23 protein-coding genes and 2 pseudogenes are annotated in these 24721 nt (G+C 73.0%); 13 read left to right on the forward strand and 12 right to left on the reverse strand.

All coding sequences use genetic code 11. The annotated features are described in order from the left end of the window. The first annotated feature begins 88 nt into the window (after window positions 1–88). The 5 genes from ABEA26_RS17465 to ABEA26_RS17485 are packed head-to-tail and all read left to right on the forward strand — an operon-like array spanning window position 89 to window position 3973. Window positions 89–274, forward strand: coding sequence for a hypothetical protein (locus ABEA26_RS17465; protein WP_279565553.1), 186 nt, complete (start codon window positions 89–91; stop codon window positions 272–274). A gap of 21 nt (window positions 275–295) precedes the next feature. Next, complete coding sequence (locus tag ABEA26_RS17470; RefSeq protein ID WP_345593353.1) at window positions 296–1003, forward strand: hypothetical protein; 708 nt, start codon at window positions 296–298, stop codon at window positions 1001–1003. Continuing rightward, window positions 1000–1944 (forward strand): DUF6895 family protein, encoded by a 945-nt coding sequence (locus tag ABEA26_RS17475; protein WP_345593354.1) that lies wholly within the window; start codon window positions 1000–1002, stop codon window positions 1942–1944. The genes ABEA26_RS17470 and ABEA26_RS17475 overlap by 4 nt, the downstream gene beginning before the upstream one ends. Continuing rightward, on the forward strand, window positions 1941–2861 hold the full coding sequence (locus tag ABEA26_RS17480; protein WP_345593356.1) for a DUF6895 family protein: 921 nt from the start codon (window positions 1941–1943) through the stop codon (window positions 2859–2861). The genes ABEA26_RS17475 and ABEA26_RS17480 overlap by 4 nt, the downstream gene beginning before the upstream one ends. Beyond that, entirely contained in the window at window positions 2858–3973 is a 1116-nt protein-coding gene (locus ABEA26_RS17485; RefSeq protein ID WP_345593357.1) for a serine hydrolase domain-containing protein, read from the forward strand. The genes ABEA26_RS17480 and ABEA26_RS17485 overlap by 4 nt, the downstream gene beginning before the upstream one ends. A 99-nt stretch (window positions 3974–4072) precedes the next feature. Here ABEA26_RS17485 and ABEA26_RS17490 read toward each other — a convergent pair whose 3' ends face one another. Then, a complete protein-coding gene (locus ABEA26_RS17490) occupies window positions 4073–5452 on the reverse strand; it encodes an alpha-lytic protease prodomain-containing protein (RefSeq protein ID WP_345593358.1) in 1380 nt (459 codons plus the stop codon). A 191-nt stretch (window positions 5453–5643) separates the two neighbouring features. Beyond that, window positions 5644–7305 (reverse strand): alkaline phosphatase D family protein, encoded by a 1662-nt coding sequence (locus tag ABEA26_RS17495; RefSeq protein WP_345593360.1) that lies wholly within the window; start codon window positions 7303–7305, stop codon window positions 5644–5646. Between the two features lie 416 nt (window positions 7306–7721). On the opposite strand from ABEA26_RS17495, the gene ABEA26_RS17500 reads away from it, so the two are divergent. After that, entirely contained in the window at window positions 7722–8027 is a 306-nt protein-coding gene (locus ABEA26_RS17500; protein WP_345593361.1) for a hypothetical protein, read from the forward strand. Between the two features lie 53 nt (window positions 8028–8080). Here ABEA26_RS17500 and ABEA26_RS17505 read toward each other — a convergent pair whose 3' ends face one another. The 4 genes and pseudogenes from ABEA26_RS17505 to ABEA26_RS17520 all read right to left on the reverse strand — a co-directional run bounded on the left by ABEA26_RS17505 (window position 8081) and on the right by ABEA26_RS17520 (window position 11299). Next, window positions 8081–8881, reverse strand: coding sequence for a class I SAM-dependent methyltransferase (locus ABEA26_RS17505; protein WP_345593362.1), 801 nt, complete (start codon window positions 8879–8881; stop codon window positions 8081–8083). A 65-nt stretch (window positions 8882–8946) separates the two neighbouring features. Further along, window positions 8947–9903, reverse strand: coding sequence for an ABC transporter permease (locus ABEA26_RS17510; RefSeq protein WP_345593363.1), 957 nt, complete (start codon window positions 9901–9903; stop codon window positions 8947–8949). 422 nt (window positions 9904–10325) lie between these two features. Continuing rightward, window positions 10326–10826 (reverse strand): annotated as a pseudogene (locus ABEA26_RS36370) (ATP-binding cassette domain-containing protein); the annotation flags it as partial. Continuing rightward, on the reverse strand, window positions 10823–11299 hold the full coding sequence (locus ABEA26_RS17520) for a GntR family transcriptional regulator (RefSeq protein ID WP_345593367.1): 477 nt from the start codon (window positions 11297–11299) through the stop codon (window positions 10823–10825). The gene ABEA26_RS17520 and the pseudogene ABEA26_RS36370, both read right to left, overlap by 4 nt. A 148-nt stretch (window positions 11300–11447) precedes the next feature. On the opposite strand from ABEA26_RS17520, the gene ABEA26_RS17525 reads away from it, so the two are divergent. The 3 genes and pseudogenes from ABEA26_RS17525 to ABEA26_RS17535 all read left to right on the forward strand — a co-directional run. Next, on the forward strand, window positions 11448–12155 hold the full coding sequence (locus ABEA26_RS17525) for a helix-turn-helix transcriptional regulator (RefSeq protein ID WP_345593368.1): 708 nt from the start codon (window positions 11448–11450) through the stop codon (window positions 12153–12155). After that, window positions 12152–13129 (forward strand): pyridoxal-phosphate dependent enzyme, encoded by a 978-nt coding sequence (locus ABEA26_RS17530; protein ID WP_345593369.1) that lies wholly within the window; start codon window positions 12152–12154, stop codon window positions 13127–13129. The genes ABEA26_RS17525 and ABEA26_RS17530 overlap by 4 nt, the downstream gene beginning before the upstream one ends. 6 nt (window positions 13130–13135) lie before the next feature. Beyond that, a pseudogene (locus ABEA26_RS17535) lies at window positions 13136–13339 on the forward strand (cupin domain-containing protein); the annotation flags it as partial. An 88-nt stretch (window positions 13340–13427) separates the two neighbouring features. Here ABEA26_RS17535 and ABEA26_RS17540 read toward each other — a convergent pair. From ABEA26_RS17540 to ABEA26_RS17560, 5 genes are all read right to left on the reverse strand, one after another. After that, complete coding sequence (locus ABEA26_RS17540) at window positions 13428–14738, reverse strand: FtsX-like permease family protein (RefSeq protein WP_345593370.1); 1311 nt, start codon at window positions 14736–14738, stop codon at window positions 13428–13430. 3 nt (window positions 14739–14741) lie between these two features. After that, window positions 14742–15533: an ABC transporter ATP-binding protein gene (locus tag ABEA26_RS17545; RefSeq protein ID WP_345593371.1), complete on the reverse strand. Its 792-nt coding sequence runs from the start codon at window positions 15531–15533 to the stop codon at window positions 14742–14744. A gap of 215 nt (window positions 15534–15748) precedes the next feature. After that, window positions 15749–16402 carry a LutC/YkgG family protein gene (locus ABEA26_RS17550; protein WP_345593372.1) on the reverse strand — a complete coding sequence of 218 codons (654 nt, stop codon included), beginning with the start codon at window positions 16400–16402 and terminating at the stop codon, window positions 15749–15751. After that, on the reverse strand, window positions 16399–17886 hold the full coding sequence (locus ABEA26_RS17555) for a LutB/LldF family L-lactate oxidation iron-sulfur protein (RefSeq protein ID WP_345593374.1): 1488 nt from the start codon (window positions 17884–17886) through the stop codon (window positions 16399–16401). The genes ABEA26_RS17550 and ABEA26_RS17555 overlap by 4 nt, the downstream gene beginning before the upstream one ends. Continuing rightward, window positions 17883–18638 (reverse strand): (Fe-S)-binding protein, encoded by a 756-nt coding sequence (locus ABEA26_RS17560; RefSeq protein WP_345593375.1) that lies wholly within the window; start codon window positions 18636–18638, stop codon window positions 17883–17885. Before ABEA26_RS17560 ends, ABEA26_RS17555 begins: the two co-directional genes overlap by 4 nt. A gap of 238 nt (window positions 18639–18876) precedes the next feature. Between ABEA26_RS17560 and ABEA26_RS17565 the strand changes: the two genes are divergently transcribed. The 4 genes from ABEA26_RS17565 (at window position 18877) to ABEA26_RS17580 (ending at window position 23108) form a co-directional block, all read left to right on the forward strand. Next, a complete protein-coding gene (locus ABEA26_RS17565; RefSeq protein ID WP_345593376.1) occupies window positions 18877–19902 on the forward strand; it encodes a LacI family DNA-binding transcriptional regulator in 1026 nt (341 codons plus the stop codon). A gap of 181 nt (window positions 19903–20083) precedes the next feature. Continuing rightward, on the forward strand, window positions 20084–21385 hold the full coding sequence (locus ABEA26_RS17570; protein ID WP_345593377.1) for an alpha/beta fold hydrolase: 1302 nt from the start codon (window positions 20084–20086) through the stop codon (window positions 21383–21385). A gap of 56 nt (window positions 21386–21441) precedes the next feature. Beyond that, window positions 21442–22185, forward strand: a complete 744-nt coding sequence (locus ABEA26_RS17575) for a PIG-L deacetylase family protein (protein WP_345593378.1) — start codon at window positions 21442–21444, stop codon at window positions 22183–22185. Between the two features lie 71 nt (window positions 22186–22256). Beyond that, window positions 22257–23108 (forward strand): pentapeptide repeat-containing protein, encoded by an 852-nt coding sequence (locus tag ABEA26_RS17580; RefSeq protein WP_345593380.1) that lies wholly within the window; start codon window positions 22257–22259, stop codon window positions 23106–23108. Here the strand turns inward: ABEA26_RS17580 and ABEA26_RS17585 are convergent. Then, window positions 23070–24662 (reverse strand): cytochrome P450, encoded by a 1593-nt coding sequence (locus ABEA26_RS17585; protein WP_345593381.1) that lies wholly within the window; start codon window positions 24660–24662, stop codon window positions 23070–23072. The two genes, ABEA26_RS17580 and ABEA26_RS17585, sit on opposite strands and share 39 nt — an antisense overlap. Window positions 24663–24721 lie beyond the last annotated feature (59 nt).

The following is a 24721-nucleotide window of genomic DNA, read 5'->3' on the forward strand; positions in this document are numbered from 1 at the left end:
CTGGGAAATTTGAGAAGGCGGGCATGTTTTGTGACTTCCCGGACACCTGTGGTGTGAAGGCCTTCGGCTACCAGAGGGAGATGGTGAAATGCCTTCCAAGGACAAGGTGCTCGAGGAAGTCCGCACCGAGAACATCGACATCGAAGCGGCACTGAACCCCGCCGAGCCCGACGGAGTCTTCCGCGACAGCCGCGAGTGCGCCGCGCTCGCCCTGCAGGCCGGAGGTGGCAAGCTGCTGCTCTCGCCGCCGACCCCGCGCCCGAAGAAGGGCTGACGGACCGACGGGAGCATTGAGATGGAGCAGTCGAGCACGTCAGCCCTTCTCCGGGGGACGGTGCTGGACCTCGCTTCCGACGTGGTCTCCGCTCTTCGGAGCGGAGACCACGTGCGAGCGGGGGGCACCCTGGCGGGAAGCGGCGCGGGCGAAGGCGTCGCCGTCGCGGCGGTACGGGTCCTGGGCGCCGACGTGCTGTTGCCCACCGCCCTCCTGCGCGTCGCGCCCGATCCCGGACAGCTCACCGTGTTCAAGGACGCCGTGGCGACCCATCCGCCGCGCGCCGAAGCGGCCCCCACCGTCGTATGGAGCCACTGGGCGATGGCCCGCGCCCTGCGCCGGCTCGAGCAGCCGCTGACCGACCCGCTCGCCGACGACCCGGCCGCCGAACCCGGCGCCGGCTGGCTCGACGACGCGGGCTGGCAGTTGCTGACCCACCAGCTCGCGGTACTCGCCCCGCTCGCGCTGCCCGGCGAGGAGTGCGCGGTGACCCGTGTGGCCCGGCGCCGTCCGGTGGACGTCGCCCGCGGCTTCGTACGGGCGGTCCGCCGCCGTGACTGGCAGCAGGCCGCCGGCGCCGGACGCTGGCTCACCCTCCTGGACGGCGTGCCCGACACCCTCGGCCTCGAGGCCGGACTCGACTTCGTACGGCTCATGGGCGGCAACGACCCGCGGGTGGCCCTGCAACTGGAGGCGGCCCGGCTGATGCCGGCCGTGGTGTCGCTGTGAACGTCCGGGCGGTCGAGGAGGCCGCCCTGGCCTGGGTGTGGGACCATCGTGACCGCTTCGCGCTCGGTGACGACGCGCTGGCCGCCGACGGCCAGGTCAACCACACCTGGAAACCCCTGGGCGAACTGGCCCAGGTCTGCGCGGCCGTGTCCGCGGGCACTCCACCGTCGGACCCGCTCCACACCCGCGCGTCAGACCTGCTGGACTTCGCCTGGCAGCAGACCCGCCGGGGAGAGCTGTTCCTGCTGATGCAGTCTCTGGAGCCCTTCGCGTCCTACCCGTTGGAGGTGTACGCGGCCTTCGCCTCGGCCGGCCACCGGCACACCGGCTACGAGGCGTCCGCGGCCGTGGTGGCCCGGACCCGCGGCTGGCGGGTGACCGAGCAGTACCCCACCCGGAGGCTCGGCGTCATCGAGGCCGAGCGGCGCAGTGGCCTGAGCCCGCACGGCCGCGTGCCGCAGGCACTGGGCCGCACCTGGCTCGGCGGACTGCCGGAACCCTGGACCTTCGAGCGCGCGGCCGGTTACGCGCTCACCCACGTCGTCTTCCACCTCACCGAATGGGGACACGACCCCCAGGGGGTGCCGGCGGACCTGGCGGACTACCTGCTGCACTGGCTGCCGCCCTGGCTCGACACCTGCCTGGAGGCCCGGATGTGGGACCTGAGCTGCGAGCTGCTGGCGGTGGCGGCGAGCGTGCCGCGTCCGCCGGACCCGGCCGCTCTGGAGGACGCCTGGCACCGCGTCGCGGCGGCGCAGCACGTGTCCGGCGCGATCCCCGAGGAGGGCGCCGTGCAGGACACCGCCGGCGCCGCCGGCAGCGCGGAGCCCTACGCCTTCACCGACTGCTACCACTCCACTCTGATGGCCGCGTTCGCGGCGTCCCTCACCACGGCACGGCTGAGGGACGTGAACCACGTCGGACAAGGAGTGCCGAGATGACGGACACCCGCCTGATCCACCGCGTCGGGGCCGGTGCCCTGGAGTGGCTGTGGGCCCACCGTGACGGCTTCCGGCTGGAGCCGGACGTCGACCCCGAGATCGGTTTCCTCGAACGCTTCAAGCCGATCGGTGAACTCGCCCTCGTCTGCAAGGTGCTCTTCCGCGAGGGCGTCGCGGGATCCCGGCAGGCGCAGCTGGCCCGCCAACTGCTCGACCACACCTGGCGCGAAACCCTGGACGGGGGCCGCATGCTGGTGCGCGCGCAGCGCGTCGAGCCGTTCTCACCGATCCCCTTCGAGGTGTACCTGCCGTTCAAGGAGCTCGGCTACAGCCAGCCCGAGGTGGAGCGGGCCACAGTCCTCAACCACCGGCTGGACAGCTTCAGGCGCATCCCGGTGACGCCGACCCGGCGCCTGGGCCTGGCCGCCTTCCAGCGCCGCTTCGGCCTGCCGGCCCGGCCTTCCGAGGCCGACCTGGTGGGCACCACCTGGCTGGCCGGCACACCCGAACCCTGGACGGTCGAGGGCCACACCGCCTACGACATCACGCACACCGTCTTCCACCTCACCGACTGGGGCGAGGACCCCGACGGCCTGCCGGCCCCGATCGCCGACTACCTCGCCACCTGGCTACCGGTCTGGATCGACGACTGGCTGGACCTGAAACGCTGGGACCTGCTCGGCGAGCTCCTCGTCGTCGACGCCTGTCTGCCCCGGCCCACCCTCGACGAGTCCGCCTGGCGGGGCTTCGCCGCCGCGCAGCAGCCCGACGGCGCCATGCCCGCGATACGGACGATGCCCGAGGGCGACCCGGAGGCCGTGTTCGACGTCGTCTACCACTCGACACTGGTCGCCGCCTTCGCCTCCCTGCTGGCCACCTCCCGCGCCCTCACCGAACTGGCGCACAGCGGCTCATGACAGGCCGTCCGACGACCTGGCCGGGCGATCCGGCCGACGAGGAGGACGCCACCCCGCCGGAGTCCCGCCCCCACGGACCCGCCGAGGAGGCGGCCCTGCGGGAACGGCTGGCCAACGCCGTCGACGTCTCCGACGCACCAGATGTCGTCTTCGCCGTCTCCCGGCACGGCCGGCGCACCCTCCACAGCGGAGGCACCACCCCGCCCCCCACCGTCTCCCGCGAGGACCTGCGCTACGAGATCGGGTCGGCCTCCAAGACGCTCACCGGACTGTTGCTGACCCGGCTGATCCGCAGCGGTGTGCTCACCGGGGGCGAACCGGCCGCCGCCTGCCTGGATCCCGCTCGGCCGGTCGGCCCCGACCCCGCGACGCTAGCCCACCTCGTCACCCACACGTCGGGGCTGCCCGCCCTGCCGGCCGGCTTCGTCCTACGGGCCCTGCCCGCCTGGCGCACCAATCCCTACGCCCGCTGCCCGGCCGATCGGCTGACCGACACCTTCCTGAGCCACCGGCCGAGGCACCGCCCCGGAACCCGCTGGCGCTACTCCAACTACGGAGTGTCCGTGCTCGGACACGCCGTCGCCGCCGTCACCGGCACGGCATGGGAGGACCTGCTCACCGGGCAGGTCCTGCGCCCCCTCGGCCTGAGCGGTACGGCCCTGCGCGCGGAGGACGAGAAGACCGACGCCACCGGGCACCGCAAGGACGGCCGCACCCCCGTACCGGCCTTCGACGCGGGCGGCTTCCAGGCGGCGGGGGCCGTCCGGTCCACCCCGCACGACCTGCTCACCTTCCTAGAGGCCCACCTCGACCCGGCCGGCTCACCGGCCGCCGGCGCGCTGCGGGCGGTACGGACCCCGGTGCTGAGGCGCGGGGCGGGGCACCGGCACGTGCACACGGTGGCGTGGTTCCGGCACCCCACCGACGGCGGGCCGATGTACTTCCACAGCGGTGCCACCCTCGGCCAGCAGGCGTTCCTGGGGTTCCGGCCGGACACCGGCACGGCGCTGGCCGCGGTGTGCACCCGGCGCTTCCGCGCCCGCGACCCGTTCATGGCCGCCGCCTACGCGTTCCTCGCCGAGGAACGACCGAACGACCGAACGAACGAATGACCGAATGACGAAGGCGCGAAGGCGCGAAGGCGCGGGGCCGCCGTCGGCAGCGGGCCCCGCGCGCGTGAGCCGCGGTGCGGCGGCTCACCGTCCATCAGATCAGACACGCTGCCACAGGGCAGGCGTGTTCTCCGGCGACCAGACACTCTGCGCCTGGTGGTTCTGCAGGCACCGGTACCGCAGGCCGGCGTGGGACACCGTGGCCCCGACCTCGTAGACCCGGCCCGCGGCCCACGCGTCGGCCGCCGCGTTGTCCTGCGGCGCGGGCGTTCCCGTCGAGGCGGAGGTGGTCGTCAGGGTGAGGCCGAAGTCGCTGAGCAGCGGGTTGATCGGCTGATAGAAGGTGGTCCCGCCCCTCGTGCAGTCACCGGTGCCGCCGGACGTGGTGCCCTGCGCCTGGGTGCCCGCGACGAAGGGGCCGCCGGAGTCCCCGCCTTCGGCGCACGCCGTCGTCTCGGTCACCCCGTCGACGATGCCGTCCGGGTAGCTGACACTCGTGTCGTGCTGCCGGATCACACCGCAGCGCCATCCGGTGGTGGAGCCGGAACGGCACACGGAGGCACCCACGAGCGCCTCGACCGAGCCGGCGACCCGCACCGTCCGGCCGTCCTGCGCCCTGACGTCGGGGGTGACGGTCCAGTCGGCGTTGACCCCCACCCAGGCCATGTCCTTGCCGGGGAAGGTCGAGGCCTCGAAGGCGCCCTGGTCCGCCTCGTTGAACCCGGTGGTGGTGTCGCCCGGGTCACCGCAGTGACCGGCCGTGGCGAAGCCCTGCTGATCGTCCTTGGTGACGGAGAACCCGACCGAGCAGCGGGCAACGTCGTTGATGTAGTAGGGGTCGCCGCCGACGAGGTCCTCCAGCACCCTCGGCCGGTCCTGCGAGACGCGGACGCCCACGTCCTGGCCCTCGACCCCCGCCGCCTCGACGAAGGCCGACGCGGCCGACCGGCTGGTGGCCTGGACCACGACCCGGTTGGTCCGCACGTCGACGTACCAGACCGGTGTCTCGGCGGTCTGCGTACGGACGGCGGCGGCGTCCAGTCTCTCCTTGACCGCGCGGAGTTCGCTCAGCCCCTTCTCGACGACCGCCGCCTTGGCGCCCTGCGCCTCGATGGCGGCGGTGTCCGCGGCGTCGGTGGTGGCGACGGTCAGCTCGGCGGAGGCCGCGCCGCTCACCCAGGCCCCGGCGAAGCGGTCGCCCAGCGTGTTGCGCAGCATGCCCGCCCGGGTGCCCGCCTCCGCCTCGTTGACCAGCCGGGCCGCCGCCTGCCGCGGCGTCAGCTTCAGGTCGCGCTCCATCGCGCGCAGTACGTCCGCCGACGGCTTGTCGGCGCCGAGCGTCCGGGCGGCGACGGGCTGCTGCGGCTCCGGGGCGGGCGGGGGCGCGGCCGACGCGGCCGAGGGAAGTGCGGTCAGGACCAGGGCGCCGAGCGCGGTCAGGGCGGCGCGGCGGCTGCGCGCGGCATGTCTGCCGACCATGCGATGTGCCTCCTTCGAGGGCTGTGCGAGACAGCGGGGATCGGTGGATGACCGTGGATCACGGTGCGAAGCGGCGAAGTCACAGTCCTTGCCGGAAAGCCGGGCGGCGACGCCGGAGCCGGGCGTCTTTCGCGCTATGGGGGACGCGGTGGGTGCCAAGTGCAGTACGCGAACGCGCTTTCGGGCCGGGTTCAGGCGGGTTTCAACCCCGGGGCGCCCGCCTCGGTGACGAAGGACGCGGCCGTGGTGATCGGAGCGCCGGGCGTGCTGACGGCGGAGACCGTCCGGAAGTCGAGGCGGGCGGCCTGGCGGTCGAGTCCGACCCGGACGTAGCCGCGTCTGCCGTTGTAGAACCTCATGTGCGGGTTGGCCCGCATGTACAGGTCCCAGTTGGCGGGCTGCTCCACGCCGTCCCGGCCGCTGGCCACCGAGGTGCAGGTGATCTCCGTGCCGACGGTGGCGGACGCGGGGTCGTCGAAGTCGTCCTTGACGTCGAGGGCGTAGCCCACGTGCACGTCGCCGGTGAGGATCAGCCAGTTGTCGACCCCGGCCGACTTCGCACCGGCGACGACCCTCTCGCGTGAGGCGCGGTAGCCGTCCCAGGCGTCCATGGACAGTGCGGCGTCGGCGGTCACGTCGAACTTGCGCTGGGAGAAGCAGACCTGCTGGGGCATCACGTTCCACAGCGCGGCCGAGCTCTGCCAGCCGTCGAGCAGCCACTGCTCCTGCGCGGCGCCGGTGATGGTGCGCGCCGGGTCGTCCGACTCGGGTCCGGGGGCGTGCGGCCGGTCGTCGTACGCCTGGTCGGAGCGGTACTGGCGGGTGTCGAGGACATCGAACTGGGCGAGCGTGCCCCAGTGCAGCCGGCGGTACAGCTGCGCGTCGGGCCCTTGGGGCAGCTGGGCGGCGCGCAGGGGCTGGTTCTCCCAGTACGCGCGGTAGGCGGACGCCCGTCGCAGCAGGAACTGGTCCGGCGGGATGTCGTTCTCCGGGATGCTGTCGGCGTAGTTGTTCTCGGTCTCGTGGTCGTCCCAGGTGACGACGAACGGGTGTGCGGCGTGCGCGGCCCGCAGGTCCTCGTCGCTCTTGTAGAGCGCGTAGCGCATGCGGTAGTCCGCGAGGGTCATGGTCTCGCGGTTGAACACGTCGGGCAGCGTGATGTCGGTGTAGCGGCGCTCTCCGCCGGCCGGGTTCACCGCGTACTCGTACAGGTAGTCGCCGAGGTGGAAGACCACGTCGACGTCGTCCTCGGCGAGGTGCCGGTGCACCGTGTAGTAGCCGTCCTGGTAGGCCTGGCAGGCGACGGCCGCCAGTCTCAGCGACGAGGCCGCGCTGCCGGCCGGCGGCGCGGTGCGGGTGCGGCCCGTCGGACTGATCCAGGTACCGGTACGGAAGCGGTAGTAGTACACCGAGCCCGGTGTCAGACCCTGAACGTCGACGTGCACGCTGTGCGCGTACTCGGCGTGTGCCTCGGCGGTGCCCCGGAAGAGGACGACCGCGAAGTACTCGTCGAGGGCCACCTCCCACTCGACCGTGACCCGCTCCGTGCCCATCCCTCCGTCCTCCAGGAACGGCTCCGGCGCCAGCCTGGTCCACAGCAGTACCGAGTCCGGCAGGGGATCGCCGGAGGCGACGCCGAGGGTGAACGGGTCGCTGCTGATCCGCGCGGCCCGCAGGGGCGCGGCGACCGCGCCGCGAGCCGGCAGGTTGGTGGAGAAGGCGAGCGCGGCGGCGGCCGCGGTGACGGTGAGGAAACGCCGGCGGCCGAGGTGCCGTGCGGCGGCGCCCAGCACGGCGTCGTGCGGGGAGAAGGCGTGCTCGGCCAGTGAGCTGTGACGGCCCGTGGGCGCCATCTGCTGTCCTCTCGTACGGGGCGGGCGGTCCATGGGCGAACGGCACGGGGAACCGGGTGGGCCCCGGGCGGTCGCCCCACGCACGCCGACACGGGGTACTCGCGGCGGGGCGAGCCGGGGTGCGCCGTCCGTGCCCGGGTCCCGTCGCGCGGTGGCGCCGACCCGCGATGCGCGGACCCCGCATGCTAAGCAGACAAAACAGCCGAAATCTGCAGGACTTGCGGAGTGATCACACAGGAGGAGGTACGAGCAGGAGGTACGCGACGAGGTGCGTGGAGGAGGTACGTGCCGAGGTGCGTGGAGGAGGTACGGGCGTGTGGGCGTCTCCTCAGTGGGGCACCCGGGACGGACGAGGCTCAGGGGGCCGGAGGAGCGGGGGAGGGGGACGCGGGAGAGGAAGGCGGCGGGCGGAGCCGATGGCGAGGACACGACGCTACGAAGTGGCGGCCTCCGGTCGCTGGTGGGACGAGGACGACAACCGCTGGCTGCCGGCCGGCGAGGTGCACGCGTGGGAGCAGGGCATGAACCAGACCGTGTGCGGCCTGTCGCTCCACCGCTCGCAGCTGTCCCGGTTCCCGGCCGTCACCTGGACCGACGTGCTGCCCGAGTCCGGCGGCGCGGCCGACGCCGTACGCCGGGTGTGCACCCGCTGCGCCGCCGCGGCCGGCCGCCGGGGCGCGGACGCCCGGTCCGGCTGGCGGCGCACCGATCCGCGCCCGTAGGGGGCCGGACGCACGGTCCGGCCCCGGGGTGTCGCCACCGCCCGGTCCGCCGTCTACGACGGCAGCGGCGAACGGCTGACGCGGATCTTCGACTGGCCGTGCGGCCGCTTCTCCCAGTCCTCCATGAACCGCGCGTGCAGCCCGTGCCTGCGGGCCAGCGCGAGCAGGGTGTCGGTGCGGTAGTAGAAGTCCTCGCGGAGCACCTGGTGTTCGGTGCCCTCGGTGCGGTCGAAGGTGAAGTCGAAGAACCCGGTGGCGGTCAGGACGCGGCCGACGTGGACGAGGCACTCCTCGATGACGCTCAGCGGCGAGTGCGAGAAGACGCTGTGCGCGTGGATGACGTCGAAGTGGTCGTCGGGCAGGAACTCCAGCCTCAGGTCTCCGGTGAGGGTCAGGTGGGGGAGCTTGGCCTGGAGCCCGTGCTCGCTCAGGGTCCTCTTGGCGGCGATCAGTATGTCCGGCGAGATGTCGATGCCGTAGTAGTGGCCGGTGTCGAGGTGGTCGATGAAGCGCCAGCCGCCGCGCAGGTTGCCGCAGCCGATGTCGAGCATGCGGTGCTCGGGGCGCAGCCCGTGCTCGACCAGGTACTCGAACTGCATCTGCCCCAGCGCCAGCCAGCGGTCGTGGGTCTGGCTGCCCACCGCGGCCTCGGGGTTGCGTCGGGTGTCGGAGGCCATCACGGCCCGGTAGTAGCCGACATGGTCCGGATGCTTGATCCGCAGCCACGCGTCCCGGCCGGCCCGGCGGACATAGGGGCCGACGCGTTCGGGGTGGCGCAGCGCGTACCCGACCTTGTGGGTGAGCGCGGCGCGGTTGTTGCGCAGTTTCTTCGGGGACTTGGCGTCCTTGGGCATGGGCGGTCGACCTCCGTGCGTGAGGGGGCTGGGACGACGGTGTGAGGAGGATGCGGGAGACGGTGTCAGACCCGGCGGCGGAGCAACAGGACCGTCACGGCGGTGAGTGCGAGGGCGAGGCCGCCGAGGAGGGCCGTGTCCGACCACTGGAACGTCCAGTAGTCGCCGGCCGGGTTCGCCTCGTAGAAGCGGGCGACGTAGCCGTGCTGGGACATGCACTCCATCAGCTCGCGGCCGGACGGGTGGGGGCAGTTCAGGGCGTCCTCGTGGCGGCCGGACGCCGTGACCATGCCGTAGTGCCCGGTGGACCACTTGTCGCCCATCGGCGGCTTGGGCTGCCATCCGTCGCTGACGTACCGGTGCGGCGGGACCAGCAGGCGGGCCCGGTGCGTCCACTGCACCAGAACCGTCACCGCCGCCGTGACCAGCAGCGTCCAGGCCATCGCGGACAGTACCCGGCGGGTCAGCAGCCCGGCGAGGGTGCCGACGGCCAGGCCGGACAGCGCGGCGGCGACGGTGGCGGGGCCGGAGCCGGTCAGTGCGGAGGCCTCGTACCAGAAGACGCCGTAGCTGCGGTTGGCGGCGGGTTCCCACCACCAGCGGAACAGCAGGGCCAGGCTCCCGGAGAGTGCCACGGTGCCCGCCGCGGCGAGTGCGAACCGGGACGCGAACCACTGGGCGCGGCCGACGCCCTGGGTCAGGACCATCCGGTGGGTGCCCAGTTCCCGGTCGCGACCCAGCAGCGGCGCGCCCCAGAACATGCCGATCAGGGTGGGCAGCGCGATGTTGAGCGCGCCGAGCAGCCTGAGCGGTTCGACGTCCAGGAACTGGGGCAGCCCGTCCTCGGGCCGGCCGCAGTACAGCGGTCCGGGGCCGCAGTGGTCGAACAGCCCGCTGCGCAGGTCGTCGAGCATGCCGGAACGGAAGTACGCGGCGAGCGCGGCGGCGGCCACGAGGACCACGGCGCCGCAGACGACCAGTGCCCGCTGCTGGCGCCAGGCCAGCCACAGCGTGCCCCTCACGCCGCCGCCTCCTTCGTGCTGTCGGCACCGGGAGCGCTGCCGACGCCGGGGCTGCTGTCGGCACCGGACCGGAGGTGGCCGAGCAGGATCTCCTCCAGGCCGGGCCGTTCGGCGTGCCAGTCCCCGCGGAGCGGGCCACGCGGCCGTACGAGGGCGGTCAGCTGCCGTCCTTGCGTACGGCGGTGCACCACGGTGTGCTCCCGCAGCGCCGACGTCTGGTCGACATGTCCGCTGACCAGGGTGTGGCTCTCGCGGAGCGCGTCGGCGTCCTCGCTCAGCTCCACCCGCCCGGCCCGCAGCAGCAGCACCCAGTCGCAGGTCTGCTCCAGGTCGGGCAGGACGTGCGAGGACAGCACGATGCTCACCTCGCGCTCCGCCGCCTCGGTCATCAGCGTCGCCATGATCTCGCCGCGCACCACCGGGTCGAGGTCGGCGAGCGGCTCGTCCAGCAGCAGGAGTTCCGGCCGCTTGCCGAGGGCCAGGGCGAGCGCCACCCGAGTCCGCTGCCCGGGGGACAGCTCGCCCACGCGGGCGGTCGGTGCGATGCCGCCCTCCCGTACGACCCGCTCGGCTGCCGGGTGGTCCCACACGGAGTTCAGCTTGCCGCCCATGCGCAGGGTGTCGGCCACGGTGAAACGGGGGTAGAGCGGCCTGTCCTGGGTGAGCAGGGCGACCCGGGTGCGCGCCGCGGCCGTACCCGGGGTGGTGTCCAGCACCCGGATCTCGCCGTGCGTGGGCCGCAGCAGTCCGCCGGCCAGGTGCAGCAGCGTGCTCTTGCCCGCGCCGTTGCGGCCGACCAGGGCGGTGATACGGCCGCGGGGCACGGTGAACCCGCAGTCCCGCAGGGCCCGGTCGCCGCGTGCCCGGTAGCGGAACCCGAGGTCCGTGGCGTGCAGCGCGGCGGGCTCGTCTGGCCCGGTCATGCGTCCTCCTGTTTCCGTCCCCGGTCGTCCGGGTCGTTCTCGTGTCGCTCGTGCTGCTCGTGTCGCTCGTGCGGCTCGTGCTCGTGTTCGTGCTGGTTTAGAGCCGCAGTGACCAGGGCGAGCACGTCGTCCCGCTCCAGTCCGGCCGACCGGGCCCGTGCGACCCACTCGGTGAGGTCCGTACGCAGGGGCGAGTCCTCCTCCGCGCCGGGCCGCGCCAGCGACCGCGTCACGAAGGTGCCGAGCCCGCGCCGCGACCGGACCAGGCCCGCCTGCTCCATGTCGCGGTAGGCCCTGAACACGGTGTTGGGGTTGATGGCGGTGGCGGCGACGACCTCCCTGGCCGTCGGGAGTCTGTCCCCGACCCGCAGCACACCCATGCGGAGTGCCTGCTCGGTCTGCCGCACGATCTGCACGTAGGCGGGGATGCCGCTCTGCCGATCGATCCGGTACTCGACCACGTCACCTTCCATGCTTTCGTTAATTCATTAGTAGAAGCATGATCAGATGAGATGACAATGTCAAACAGAGGACGGGCTGGACTCGGCGCACTTGGACTGTCAGTCCAGCCATTGGACGTGTAGTCTCGGCCCGGTGGTGATTCCAGTAGGGAGAAATCCGGTGAGTGAAACGGCCCCGGACGCCGAACGGGACGCCGTCCTCGCCGCGCTGCGCCCCGTCGTGGACGGGATCGCGGCGACGTTCGGCCCGGTCTGCGAGGTGGTCCTGCACGACTACCGCCGCCCCGAGCGGTCGGTCGTGGCCGTCGCGGGGTCGCTGACCGGGCGCACGGTGGGCGGCGCGATGAGTGAGATCGGCATGCGCGTGTTGGCCCGCGGCGACGAGGCGCGGGACGAGCTGAACCACGTCACGCGGACGGGCGGCGGCACCCTGCTGAAGTCCTCCACCATGGTGCTGCGCGACTCCACCGGCGCGGTGTTCGGCGCCCTGTGCGTCAACCTGGACGTCACCGCCGTCGACCGGGCCCAGGCCCTGCTCGGTGCCCTCGCCGGCGCCGCGGGCGCCCCCGCCGACGCACCGGCGACCACCTTCGGCGACGACATCGACGCGGTGGTCGACGCGGTCCTGGACGCCCACCCGCTGCGGGACCGGAGCTGGGCGGCACTGGACCGCGCACAGCGCCTGGAGCTCTTCCGCGACCTGGACGGACGCGGAGTGTTCGCCGTACGCCGATCGGTCGAGCAGGTCGCCGCCCGGCTCGGTATCTCCCGGGCCTCGGCCTACAACTACCTCTCCCGGGCCCGCGCCGCGACCGGCCCGGCCGCCTACCCCGACCCCGACCCCGACCCCGCTGGAGGACACGCGTGACGACCACCATCCCGCCGGTCACCCTCGACGACGTCCGTTCCGCCGCGGCCCGCCTGGCGGGCGTCGCGCACCGCACCCCGGTGCTGCGCTCGCGCACCCTGGACGCCCTCGTCGGCGCCGAGGTCTTCCTCAAGTGCGAGAACCACCAGCGGGTGGGCGCCTTCAAGTTCCGCGGCGCCTACAACGCGGCCTCCCGCCTCACGCCGGAGCGGCTCTCCCGCGGCATCGCCGCCTACTCCTCGGGAAACCACGCCCAGGCGGTCGCCCTCGCCGCGCGCGAACTGGGCACCACCGCGGTGATCGTCATGCCCGAGGACGCGCCGCCCTCCAAACGGGACGCCACGGCCGGCTACGGCGCCGAGATCGTCACCTACGACCGCTACACCGGCGACCGCGTCGCCCTCGCCGAGGCCCTCGCGGCGGAACGCGGGCTGAGCCTCATCCCGCCCTACGAGCACCCGCACGTCATCGCAGGACAGGGCACGGCCGCCCTCGAACTCGTCGAGGAGACCGGACCACTGGACGCGCTGATCGCACCGGTGGGCGGCGGCGGACTGATCGCCGGGAGCGCGACGGCGGTCAAGGGCCTGCACGTCGGCACCAGCGTCATCGGCGTCGAACCCGAGGCCGGTGACGACACCCGGCGCTCCCTGGAGGCGGGCCGGCGGGTCACCGTCCCGGTCCCGCACACCATCGCCGACGGCCAGGCCCTGCCCACTCCCGGCGAGCTGACATTCTCCCTCAACCGGCGGCTGCTCGACGGGGTCGTGCTCGTCGGTGACGACGAGATCCGGGACGCGATGCGGTTCGCCTTCGAGCGGCTGAAGACCGTCCTCGAACCGAGTGGCGCCACCCCGCTGGCCGCCCTCCTCACCGGCCGCGCCGGCCCGCTGCCCCGCCGCGTCGGCGTGATCCTCTCCGGCGGCAACGTGGACGCCGCCCGATTCGCCCGCCTGTGCGGCGCGCCGCGCTGAGATCCCACCGTCAGCTGCATGAACCACCACAACTGCTACGTGGCCCAGGGACGCATGCGCGTCCACATGGACGACGGAGCCGAGAGCGAGGTGGGCCCCGGCGACGTGTTCGTCTGCTCGCCCGGTCACGACGCCTGGGTGGTGGGCGACGAACAGTGCGTGGTGTACGACTTCGCCGGAGGTATGGCCAAGGAGTACGCCAAGGCGGACCAGGACGGGTCCGGCGGGTCGGCGAACAGCCGGGAACCGCGAGAGGGGGTGGCCGTCGCGACGGCCACCCCCTCTCGCGGTTCCCGGCTCATGCGGCCAGAGCCACCGCCCCGACCGCCGGCGTACGCAGCACCCGCCGGGCCGTTCCCAGGCTCGTCCCCAGCGTCACCGCCGCCGACACCGCCACCATCGTGAGCCAAACGCCGGGGAACTGGTCGGGCAGCACCGCGTCGGTACGCACGACCGTGAACGGCACCAACCCCGCCAGCGCGGCCACCGTGCCGAAGAACACCCCGGTCACCGTCAGGATCACGCCCTCGGCACCGACCATGCCCAGCACCTGCCCGGGCGTCGCCCCCGCCAGCCGCTGCTGCCCGAACTCACGGGAGCGGTACGTCGTCGCCGCGTACAGCGAGTTGACCAGCATCACGCAGACGAACACCGCGACGATGCCGACCACCGTGAGGTTGAGCGTCTCCAGGTTCTTCGCGTCGACCGACTTGACCAGGCCGGAGGCCTTCACCGCGTCGCTCTCCACCGCCTGCATGGTGACCGTCGCCGTCGACACCGCCGTGAACAGGATCAGGGACACCAGGATCCCGGCGAGGTGATCGGCACGCTCGCGCAGGTTGCGCACGGCCAGCCAGCCGCTCGCGCCGTTCAGCGGCAGCCGGTTCAGCACACTCTTCAGCAGCCGCGGCGCCAGCAGCGCGAGGCCCACCGCCAGCAGGATCGCCCCGTAGGCCGGCGGCGCCATCAGCGCCTCGTCCGTCGCCGAGAACAGGAAGGTGGCACAGGCACCCGCGGCACCGGTGGCCAACGCGGCGTACGCCAGCCACCGCTTGGCCCCGGCACGCTCCCGGCTGCCCCGCGTCAGGCGCCGCACGGCCAGGAACGCGGCGCCCGCCGACGCGAGCAGGGTGATGCCCACACCGCTCATCAGCCCGATCGGGCCGAAAGAGTACTCGACGGAGCGCGCCACCTGGCCGCCGTCCTGGAACATGTCAAGGAGCGCCCGCCCACCGAGCGTCGCGGGACCGATCGCCAGCACGGCGCCCACCACGGCCACGGCCACCGCCTCACCCACGACCATCCGCCCGATCTGGGCGGGGGTCGCGCCCGAGCAGCGCAGCAACTCCATTTCGGCGCTGCGCTGACGCACGTTGACCGTCAGCGTGGAGGCCACCGCGAAGAACACCAGCAAGGTCCCGTAACCACCCACGACCCCCGCCGCGGTGCCCAGCGTGTCCGCGCTGACCGAGTCCACGCCGTCCTGTCCGGCCGTGTCGTGCATCGAGTTGAACACCATGATGACCGCCGCGCCCAGGAAGGCGGACAGCAGTGTCGCGAGGAACCGTCCGGGGCGTCGCCGGATCGACCGCAGGGCCAGTACGAACATCGCTCACACCCCCGCCGGAACGTCGTCGCCCAGGTGCGCCAGCCGCTCCGCGACCGCGTCCGGGGTGGGGGCGTCCATCCGCCTCGCCAGCCGTCCGTCGGCGAGGAAGACGACCGAGTCGGCGTACGAGGCGGCCACCGGGTCGTGCGTCACCATCACCACGGTCCGGCCGTGTACCCGCACCGCCTCTTGCAGCAGCAGCATCACCTGCCGCGCGCTGTGCGTGTCGAGCGCGCCCGTGGGCTCGTCCGCGAAGATCACACGGGGCTCGGTGACCAGGGCGCGGGCGATCGCCACCCGCTGCCGCTGACCGCCGGAGAGCTGGTCGGGACGGTGACCGAGCCGGTCACCGAGACCCACCGTGGTGAGGATCTCCCGGGCCCGCTTCCGGTCGACACGGCGCCCGGCGAGCTTCAGCGGCAGCACCGTGTTCTGCGCGACCGTCAGAGTCTCCAGCAGGTTGTACTGCTGGAACACGAACCCGACCCGGCCGCGCCGGAACCTCGTCAGCTCCGCCTCGCCGCCCCCCGTCAGCTCCTTGCCGTCCACGCACACGACGCCGCTGTCCGGCCGGTCCAGACCCGCCGCGCACTGCAGCAGCGTGGACTTGCCCGAGCCCGACGGCCCCATCACCGCGGTGAACGTGCCGCGCCCCAGGCTCAGTGTCACGCCGTCCAGGGCGGTCACGGCGTTCTCCGCGGTGCCGTAGGTCCTGGTCACCTTGACGAGCCGGAGGGCCTCGGGGGCGGGGCCCCGGTCGTGATCGTCTCGTGCGCCGGAGCGAAACATCGTCATCACCTTCCGTGCGGCACGCCCTGTGCGGTGCCTCGCCGACGACGCTACGGAGCCGGGGGCGGCGCCACACTGGGCGCAGAGCCCGTATCGGGGGGTGTACCCAGTGACACCCCGGGCCGCGTGCCCCACGTCGACCGCCATGCCCGGCGGAACAGCCCGGCTCGCCGAACCCCGCTCCATCGCCCTCGACGGCCACGGCGTGGTGATGCCCCGCTTCACCTGCCCACCAGCACCACCTCCAGGGTGCGCGGACCGTGCACCCCCTCGACCCTGTCCAGTTCGATGTCACTGGTCGCCGAAGGACCGGAGATCCAGGTCGACGGGCGCGTCGGATCCAGACGTCCGAGGGCCTGGGACACTGCGGAGACCACCTGGTCCGGCACCCGTACGACGCAGATGTGGTGGTCGGGGACGAGGGTGATGCGGCGGCGGCCCTGGCCGGAGGAGCCGTCCAGGACGATCGTCCCGGTCTCGGCGACGGCGACGGCGCAGCCCGTGACCACGCTGTCGACCCGGTCGAGTTCCTGCGGGGTGCTCGCCGCCACGTCGTGCACCCGGGTCGCGTCGACGGCGCCCAGCCATTCCGCCGGCAACCCGGGCGGCACCACCACGCTCCGCGAGCCGTGCGAGGCCAGCAGCCGCGCCAGCAGTCCGGGCAACTCCCCGTCCGCGCACCGGTGCACGATCGCCCGGTACTCCGCCAGGTTCTCGGCGAGCAGTTCCACCGTCTCCGCGACGGTCCGCCGCCCGTGCTCGCGCGCGTAGTCCCGCGCGACGGCGCGCTCGTACGGCGGGTCGTCGTGCGGCACGTCCGCGAGTGCCCGCCGCACGCGGCCGAGAACGCGTTCCCTGCTGCCGCCGCTGTTCACTTCGCCCCGTCCTTTCCACCGCGCGTGCGCTGCCACCAGTCCCGGAACGGCTCCGCGGGCACCTCCGGAAGGTCCCGGCTGCCGCTCCACGCCCGCCCCGGTCCCGGGAGGGTGCGTGGGTGCAGGCGACGGGTGCGCGACGCCAGCCGCTGGCCGGTCCGCAGGGCGCCCGGGCGCGTGAACGCCCACTGTGCCGCCCGCATCGCCGCCCGCTCGGCGGCATGCCCCTTCGCCGGGCGCAGGACGACCCTGTTGCCCTGCCGGACGGCCGGCCCGCCCTGCACCACCCGCTCCCGCAGGTGCACCAGGACTTCGGGGATGTCGATGGCGACCGGGCACACCTCGTAGCAGGCGCCGCAGAGCGAGGACGCGTACGGCAGGGAGGCGTCGACCTCGCTTCCCGTGCCCCTGAGCTGGGGGCTGAGGATGGCGCCGATCGGGCCCGGATACACCGAGCCGTAGGCGTGACCCCCCGCCCGCTCGTAGACGGGGCAGACGTTCAGGCACGCCGAGCAGCGGATGCAGCGCAGGGCCTGGCGGCCGACCTCGTCGGCGAGGGTGTCGGTGCGGCCGTTGTCCAGCAGGACCAGATGGAAGACCCGCGGGCCGTCCTCGTCGGTGGTGCCGGTCCACATGGACGTGTACGGATTCATGCGCTCGGCCGTCGAGGAGCGGGGGAGGGTCTGCAGGAAGACCTCCAGGTCCTGCCACCTCGGCACGATCTTCTCGATGCCGACGACGGAGATCAGGGTCTCGGGCAGGGTCAGGCACATCCGGCCGTTGCCCTCGGACTCGACGACGACCAGTGTGCCGGTCTCGGCGACGACGAAGTTGGCGCCGGAGATGCCGACCTTGGCGCGGAGGAACTTCTCCCGCAGGTGCAGCCGGGCCGCCTCGGCGAGGTGGGCGGGCGTGTCGGTCAGGTCGTCCGGCGCCGGGCGGCCCCACTCGCCCATCTCCGAGCGGAAGATGTCCCGGATCTCACCGCGATTGCGGTGGATCGCCGGCACCAGGATGTGCGACGGCCGGTCCTTGCCCAGCTGAACGATCAGTTCGGCGAGATCGGTCTCGTAGGCGTGGATGCCCTCCGCCTCGAGAGCCTCGTTGAGGCCGATCTCCTGCGTCGCCATCGACTTGACCTTCACGACTTCCCGCTCGCCGGTCTCCTTGACCAGCCGGGCGACGATCCGGTTGGCCTCCTCGGCGTCGGCGGCCCAGTGCACGGTCCCGCCCGCCGCCGTGACCGCCTCCTCCACCTGGACCAGGTATTGGTCGAGATGGCGCAGCGTGTGGTCCTTGATCTGCTTCCCGGCCTCGCGCAGCTGTGCCCAGTCGTCCAGCTCCGCGACCGCGCGGGCCCGCTTCTCCCGGATGGTGTGCGTGGCGTGGCGCAGATTCCCGCGCAGCGTCGGGTTGTGCACGGCCTCGCGTGCCGCCTCCGGAAAGGCGGGGAACGCCGGCATCCCCAGATACGTCCCGCTCATACGGTCGCCGCCTCCTCCGTGCCCGCCAGGATCTCCGCGATGTGCACCGGCCGCATGCCGGTCCGCAGCCGTGTCATGGTCCCACCGATGTGCATCAGGCAGGAGTTGTCGGCCGCGCACAGCACATCGGCGCCGGTGGACTCGGCGTTGCGCACCTTGTCCACGCCCATCGCCGCCGAGACGTCGGCGTTCTTCACGGCGAAGGTGCCGCCGAAGCCGCAGCACTCCTCCGCGCCGGGCAACTCGACCAGCTCCAGCCCCTTCACCGCCTCCAGCAGCCGCCGGGGCCGGTCACCGAGGCCCAGGCTCCGCAGCCCGTGGCAGGTCGGGTGGTACGTCACGGTGTGCGGGTAGTACGCCCCCACGTCCGTCACCCCCAGCACGTCCACGAGGAACTCCGTGAGCTCGTACGTCTTCGGCACCACCGGTGCCAGGGTCGCCGCGAGGTTGTCCCCGCGTCCCTCGGCCCGCGCCCGTTCGCCCATACGCGGATACAGCTCCCGCACCATCGCGCCGCACGAGCCCGACGGCGTCACGACCGCGTCGTAGGGTGCGAAGACGTCGGCGAAGTGCCGGGCCGGCGGCTCCGCCTCGTGCCGGTACCCCGTGTTGTAGTGCGCCTGACCACAGCAGGTCTGGGCCATCGGGAAGTCGACGTCGACGCCCAGTCTGGTCAGCAGCCTCACCACGGCACGGCCGGTGTCCGGATAGAGCGTGTCGTTGACGCAGGTCAGGAACAGGGCGACACGCATCGCGGCTCCTTGTGGTCGATCAGCTCGCACGATCACCCCGAACAGCGTGATCATCGGATGAAGCGCAGGGTAGTCGGCATATCGAGGCAGGGGGAGACCACGGTCGGCGAGTCGGGCCTCGGCCGCCCGCCCCTGACGGAGGTCCTCCCACGGCGGCGCGGGTAATGTGAAGGCCCTCCGGCCGCCCCCGCGTCCCTGGTGCGTAGTTTTCCGGTCCGACCCTGGAGGTCCCTGCCCGATGGCCCATTCGGTGGGTATCAAGGATGTCGCCCGCGCCGCCGGAGTCTCCGTGGGCACGGTCTCCAACGTCATCAACCGCCCCGACACCGTCGCGACGGGGACCCGCGCGCGCGTGCAGGCCGTGATCGACCGGCTCGGCTACGTCCGCAGCGAGTCCGCGCGCCAGCTGCGGGCCGGCCGCAGCCGGATCATGGGCCTGCTCGTCCTGGACATGGGCAACCCCTTCTTCGTCGACGTCGCGCGCGGCGCCGAGCGGGCGGCGCGCGACGCCGGGCTCGGCGTGATGGTCTGCAACAGCGCCCAGGACCCCGGCGAGGAGGCCGAATACCTCTCGCTCTTCGCCGAGCAGCGGGTCCGGGGCGTCCTGCTGACCCCGGCCGACGCCACCGGCCGCAACATCGAGGGCTTCCGGCGCCACAACATCCCCTTCGTGCTGGTCGACCGGGTCGCCGAGGGCACCACCGAGTGCTCGGTCTCCGTCGACGACATCGCGGGCGGCGCCCTGGCGGTGCGTCACCTGGTGCACGCCGGACACCGATCCATCGCCTACGTCAGCGGCCCGCCCGGTCTCAACCAGGTGCGCGACCGCCGTACCGGCGCCCTGCGGGCGCTCGCCGAGGCCGGGCTGGGCCCCGACGCGCTGCGTGAACTGCCCACCGAACGCCTCGACGTCGCCGCGGGCCGGGACGCCGGCGCCCGCCTCCTCGGTCTCGCCGACCGGCCCACCGCCGTCTTCTGCGCCAACGACCTGCTCGCTCTCGGCGTCCTGCAGGCCCTGTACGCGGCCGGGGTCGACGTCCCCGGGGACCTCGCGATCGTCGGTTACGACGACATCGAGTTCGCCGCCGCCGCGGCGGTCCCGCTGACCTCCGTGCGCCAGCCCGCGGTGACCATGGGCGCCATGGCCGCCGGGCTGCTCCTGGAGGAGACGGAGCTGGAGGGTTCGGACCGGGTCCACCCGCACCGGCGGGTCGTGCTCCAGCCCGAACTGGTGGTACGGCGATCCAGCCTCGCCGCACGCTGACCCGTCGTTCAGCACGATTTCGTGATCCCGGGGGTCGGCGACCGCAGAACCATGTGCTGAACTGGGACACGGCCGAAAGAATCCGTCCGTACGACCCGTCCGTACGACCTGTCCGTACGACCCGTCCGTACGACCTGTCCGTACGACCCGTCCGTGCGATCCATCCGTCCCGGGAGCCCCGTTGCGTCTCAGCTACCGTCAGCCCGGCGTCGTCCTCACCGACCGCCGTTTCACCGTGCCCCTCGACCACGCGAACCCCTCCGGTGAGACGATCGAGCTGTACGCCCGTGAGGCCGTCGCGAGCGACAAGGCACACCAGGACCTGCCGTGGCTGGTCTACCTCCAGGGCGGACCCGGCTTCGGGGCGAACCGTTTCATCGGCCGCCCCGCCTGGTTCGGCCGCGCCCTGAAGGAGTACCGCGTACTCCTCCTCGACCAGCGCGGCACCGGCGCCTCCACGCCCGCCAGCCGCCAGACGCTTCCGCTGCGCGGCGGCCCCGCCGAGCAGGCCGACTACCTCACCCACTTCCGCGCCGACGCCATCGTCCGCGACTGCGAGACGATCCGCCCCCAGGTCACCGGCGGCGCCCCCTGGGCCGTCCTCGGTCAGAGCTTCGGCGGCTTCTGCACCGTCGCCTACCTGTCGCTGGCCCCCGAGGGCCTGAGCACCGCCCTGATCACCGGCGGCCTGCCCTCCCTGGACGCCCACGCCGACGACGTCTACCGGGCCGCCTACCCGCGCATCGAGCGCAAGGTCGCCGCGCACTACGCCCGCTACCCGCAGGACGTCGAGCGCGCCCGCCGCATCGCCGACCACCTGCTCACCCACGACGTCGTCCTGCCGAACGGCTACCGGCTCACCACCGAGGCCTTCCAGTCCCTCGGCATCCTCCTCGGCGGTGGCGAGGGCAGCCACCGCCTGCACTTCCTTCTGGAGGACGCCTTCGTCCGCACCCCAGGGGGGCACGAGCTGTCCGACGCGTTCCAGGAGCAGGCGCAGAGCCTGCTGTCGTACGCCGGCCACCCGCTCTACGCCCTCGTTCACGAGGCCATCTACGGCCAGGACGCGCGCCCGACGAACTGGTCCGCCGAGCGGGTCCGCGCCGAGTTCCCGCGCTTCGACGCCGCGAAGGCCCTCGCCGGCGACGAACCGCTGATGTTCACCGGCGAGTCCATCCACCCCTGGATGTTCGACTGCGACCCGGCGCTGCGCCCGCTGCGCGAGACCGCCGAACTCCTCGCCGCCCGCACCGACTGGACACCGCTGTACGACCCCGCCCGGCTCTCCGGCAACGAGGTCCCGGCCGCCGCGGCCGTCTACCACGACGACATGTACGTGGACACCGGCCACGCGCTGAGCACCGCCCGCACGATCCGGGGCCTGCGCACCTGGGTCACCGACGAGTTCGAGCACGACGGCGTACGGGCCGGCGGACCCCGCGTCCTGGACCGGCTGCTCGCGCTCGCCCGCGACGAGGCCTGAGCGGCGACGCGTCGATTCCCCGGGGGGACGGCGGCGGCACGGACTAGGGTGCGGGCATGACGGAGCCGACCATCACTCAACTGGAGCCCATGCCCGGCGACTGGCGGCGCGCCCTGGCCGTCGTCGCCCACCCGGACGACCTGGAGTACGGCTGCTCGGCGGCGGTCGCGGCCTGGACCGACGAGGGTCGCGAGGTCGCCTATGTCCTCGCGACCCGGGGCGAGGCGGGCATCGACACACTGGCGCCCACCCGGTGCGGCACCCTGCGGGAACGGGAGCAGCGGGCGAGCGCGGCCGTCGTCGGGGTGAGCGAGGTGGAGTTCCTCGACCACCGGGACGGGGCCGTCGAGTACGGCGTCGCCCTGCGCCGTGACATCGCCGCCGCGATCCGCAGGCACCGGCCCGAGCTGGTGATCACCCTCAACCACCGGGACACCTGGGGCGGCGTCGCCTGGAACACCCCGGACCACGTCGCCGTCGGCCGCGCCACGCTCGACGCGGCGGGCGACGCCGGCAACCGGTGGATCTTCCCGGAGCTGACCGAACGGGGCCTCGAACCCTGGGACGGTGTGCGCTGGGTCGCCGTCGCCGGTTCCTCCTCGCCCACGCACGCCGTGGACGCCACACCGGGGCTGGAGCGCGCCGTCCGCTCCCTGCTCGAACACCGCACGTACATCGAGGCGCTGACCGACGAGGACCCGGAGACGTACGTGCGCCGATTCCTCGTCGGGTACGCCGAGGCGGCCGGAGAGCGGTTCGGCGGAAAACCGGCGGTGACCTTCGAGGTTTTCGGCCGATAGCACGGGAACCCTGCCCGGGGCACGGGGGCCGCCCGCACCTCGACGCTCCGGCGGTCCGTATGCTCGACACCATGCGAGAATCCACTGCCGACCGGCGAGAACCCACCGCGGGCCAGGAGGAACTGCGGGGCGACTGCGAGCGGTGCTTCGGCCTGTGCTGCGTGGCCCTGCCCTTCGCCCGCTCGGCGGACTTCGCCCTCGACAAGGACGCGGGCAAACCCTGCCCGAACCTCCGGGACGACCACCGCTGCGGCATCCACGCGCGGCTGCGGCAGAGCGGGTTCACCGGCTGCACCGTCTACGACTGCTTCGGCGCCGGTCAGAAGGTCTCGCAGGTCACCTTCGGCGGCCAGGACTGGCGCACCGGCCCGCCGGATCGCGCCCGCCGAGTCTTCGACGTGTTCCCGGTCGTCCGCCAGCTGCACGAACTGCTCTGGTACCTGACCGAGGCCCTGGCCCTGCCCGCCGCCCGCCCCGTCCACGCCGAACTGCGCCGGGCCCTGACCGACACCGAGCGCCTCACCGACGGGTCCCCCGAGGAGCTGGCCGCCCTCGACGTGGCCGCGCACCGGCAGCGGGTCAACGTTCTGCTGCTGCGCACCAGCGAACTGGTGCGGGCCGGTACGCGCGGCAAGAAGAAGAACCGCCGCAACGCCGACCTGATGGGCGCCCGCCTGCGGGGCGCCGACCTCAGCGGCGCGGACCTGCGCGGGGCCTACCTCATCGCCGCCGACCTCACCGGCGCGGACCTGCGGGGCGCCGACCTGATCGGCGCGGACCTGCGCGATGCCGACCTGACGGACGCGGACCTGACGGGCGCCTTCTTCCTCACCCAGCCGCAGCTCACCGCGGCGCGGGGCAGCGCGGGCACCAGGCTGCCGGGTTCAGTCAGCCACCCGGTGCACTGGACAGCGGGGACCTGAGCCGGCGTCCCCGGTGGCGGACGGCCGGCCCGGTGCCGATGCCGGTGCTGCGTCGTCCGGTGCCGGGTGGTCCGGTGCCGCACTGGACCGGCCGGTCGTGGTCCGCCGGCCCAGGCGCAGCCGCAGTCCCTCCGGCATCAGTGTCAGCCGCTCGGTCACCCGCAGCCGATAGTCCGGCTCGGGCAGCAGCTCGTAGCGGCGCAGCAGGAGCCCGAGGACGAGCGTCGCCTCGTGCAGCGCGAACTGCCGCCCGATGCACGCCCGCGCGCCCGTCCCGAACGGTTTGAAGGTGTGCGGGGCCCGGGACCGCACGGCCTTCGCGTCGAAGTGGTCCGGGTCGAACCGCTCGGCCTCCGGTCCCCACACCTCGGGGTCGCGGTGCAGCATTCCCGTGAGCACCAGCGCCCAGGCACCGCGCCGCATCGGATGCGTTCCGTCCAGCACCGTGTCCGCGCGGGCCTCCCGGGCGAAGGCGGGTGCGGTCGGCCACAGCCGCAGCGACTCGTCCAGCACCCGGCGTACGTAGCGCAGTTTGGCCACCTGCTCGTAGCCGGGCGCCTTTGTGTGGCCCCAGACGCGGTCCACCTCGGCGCGGGCCCGGGCCGCGACGTCGGGGTGGCGGGAGAGGTAGTGCAGGGCGAAGGAGAGCGCGCCCGAGGTGGTCTCGTGACCGGCCACCAGGAAGGTGATGACCTGTCGGCGGATGTTCTCCGCCGACAGCCGCTCACCGGTCTCGGGATGAGCCGTGTCCAGCATCCGGTCGAGCAGGTCGCCCTCGCCACCCCTGCCGCCGGCGGTCCGGCGGGCGCGGACCAGGTCGTCGACCGTGCGGTCGAGGTAGGCGATGTCGGCGGTGTTGCGGCGGCTCGCACCGCGCAGCAGCCACGGGGCCAGCGGCGCGGGCACGGTGTTCAGGCGCTGCGCGTAGGTGAGAGTGCCGATCATCGCGGTGACGAAGGGGTGGAGGCGGGAGCGCTCGAAGGAACCGAAGTCGTGTCCGAACCCGGTGCGCGCGATCGTCTCCAGTGTCAGCCTGGTCATGTCGCCGGGTACGTCCACCGCCCGGTCCGCAGCCCGCGCCCGGTCCCAGTGGTCCGTGAGTCGCCCGGCCACGTCCAGCATCATCACGTGGTAGCCCGCCATGGCCTCCCGGCTGAACCCGGGTGCCAGCACGTCGTGCGCGAGCTGCCAGTTGGGCTCGTGGTTGTACGCCGTGAAGAGCCCGTCCCTGACCACCGGCCGCAGGTTGGCCACGCCGACGCCCACGTGCTTGGCGAACCGCGCCTCGTCCGCGAGGTCGGCGGCGAGTCCGGCACCCCACACGAACACGATCTCCTTGCCGAAGGCCCGCCGCCGGAATATCGGACCCAGCCGCCGGGCGTACCGCAGCGAGTCCTGCATCGGGGCGCGCCGGCCGGCCCCCACCACATCGCCGAGCAACGGCAGGCGGTAGGGCGGACGCGGGACGCGGTGCAGTTCGGGCCAGCCCAGCTCGGCGCTGCGAAACCCCTTCGGCAGTCCGTCCCGGGCCGTTCCGTTCGTCGTCTCCGCCATGACGCGACCTCCCTTGACGCAGCGGCGTGTGGCACGTGCCGGGGCAAGTGTGTTGTACA

Source organism: Streptomyces marokkonensis (assembly GCF_039539045.1).
Classification (GTDB): domain Bacteria; phylum Actinomycetota; class Actinomycetes; order Streptomycetales; family Streptomycetaceae; genus Streptomyces; species Streptomyces marokkonensis.

Excerpts from the sequence above, each read along its gene's own strand:
- ABEA26_RS17490 (WP_345593358.1), bottom strand. The coding sequence starts at position 5,452 with ATGGTCGGCAGACATGCCGCGCGCAGCCGCCGCGCCGCCCTGACCGCG.
- ABEA26_RS17560 (WP_345593375.1), bottom strand. The coding sequence starts at position 18,638 with ATGCGTGTCGCCCTGTTCCTGACCTGCGTCAACGACACGCTCTATCCG.
- ABEA26_RS17505 (WP_345593362.1), bottom strand. The coding sequence starts at position 8,881 with ATGCCCAAGGACGCCAAGTCCCCGAAGAAACTGCGCAACAACCGCGCC.
- ABEA26_RS17585 (WP_345593381.1), bottom strand. The coding sequence starts at position 24,662 with ATGGCGGAGACGACGAACGGAACGGCCCGGGACGGACTGCCGAAGGGG.
- ABEA26_RS17470 (WP_345593353.1), top strand. The coding sequence starts at position 296 with ATGGAGCAGTCGAGCACGTCAGCCCTTCTCCGGGGGACGGTGCTGGAC.
- ABEA26_RS17465 (WP_279565553.1), top strand. The coding sequence starts at position 89 with ATGCCTTCCAAGGACAAGGTGCTCGAGGAAGTCCGCACCGAGAACATC.
- ABEA26_RS17500 (WP_345593361.1), top strand. The coding sequence starts at position 7,722 with ATGGCGAGGACACGACGCTACGAAGTGGCGGCCTCCGGTCGCTGGTGG.
- ABEA26_RS17480 (WP_345593356.1), top strand. The coding sequence starts at position 1,941 with ATGACGGACACCCGCCTGATCCACCGCGTCGGGGCCGGTGCCCTGGAG.
- ABEA26_RS17495 (WP_345593360.1), bottom strand. The coding sequence starts at position 7,305 with ATGGCGCCCACGGGCCGTCACAGCTCACTGGCCGAGCACGCCTTCTCC.
- ABEA26_RS17520 (WP_345593367.1), bottom strand. The coding sequence starts at position 11,299 with ATGGAAGGTGACGTGGTCGAGTACCGGATCGATCGGCAGAGCGGCATC.
- ABEA26_RS17485 (WP_345593357.1), top strand. The coding sequence starts at position 2,858 with ATGACAGGCCGTCCGACGACCTGGCCGGGCGATCCGGCCGACGAGGAG.
- ABEA26_RS17565 (WP_345593376.1), top strand. The coding sequence starts at position 18,877 with ATGGCCCATTCGGTGGGTATCAAGGATGTCGCCCGCGCCGCCGGAGTC.
- ABEA26_RS17580 (WP_345593380.1), top strand. The coding sequence starts at position 22,257 with ATGCGAGAATCCACTGCCGACCGGCGAGAACCCACCGCGGGCCAGGAG.
- ABEA26_RS17575 (WP_345593378.1), top strand. The coding sequence starts at position 21,442 with ATGACGGAGCCGACCATCACTCAACTGGAGCCCATGCCCGGCGACTGG.
- ABEA26_RS17540 (WP_345593370.1), bottom strand. The coding sequence starts at position 14,738 with ATGTTCGTACTGGCCCTGCGGTCGATCCGGCGACGCCCCGGACGGTTC.
- ABEA26_RS17555 (WP_345593374.1), bottom strand. The coding sequence starts at position 17,886 with ATGAGCGGGACGTATCTGGGGATGCCGGCGTTCCCCGCCTTTCCGGAG.
- ABEA26_RS17545 (WP_345593371.1), bottom strand. The coding sequence starts at position 15,533 with ATGACGATGTTTCGCTCCGGCGCACGAGACGATCACGACCGGGGCCCC.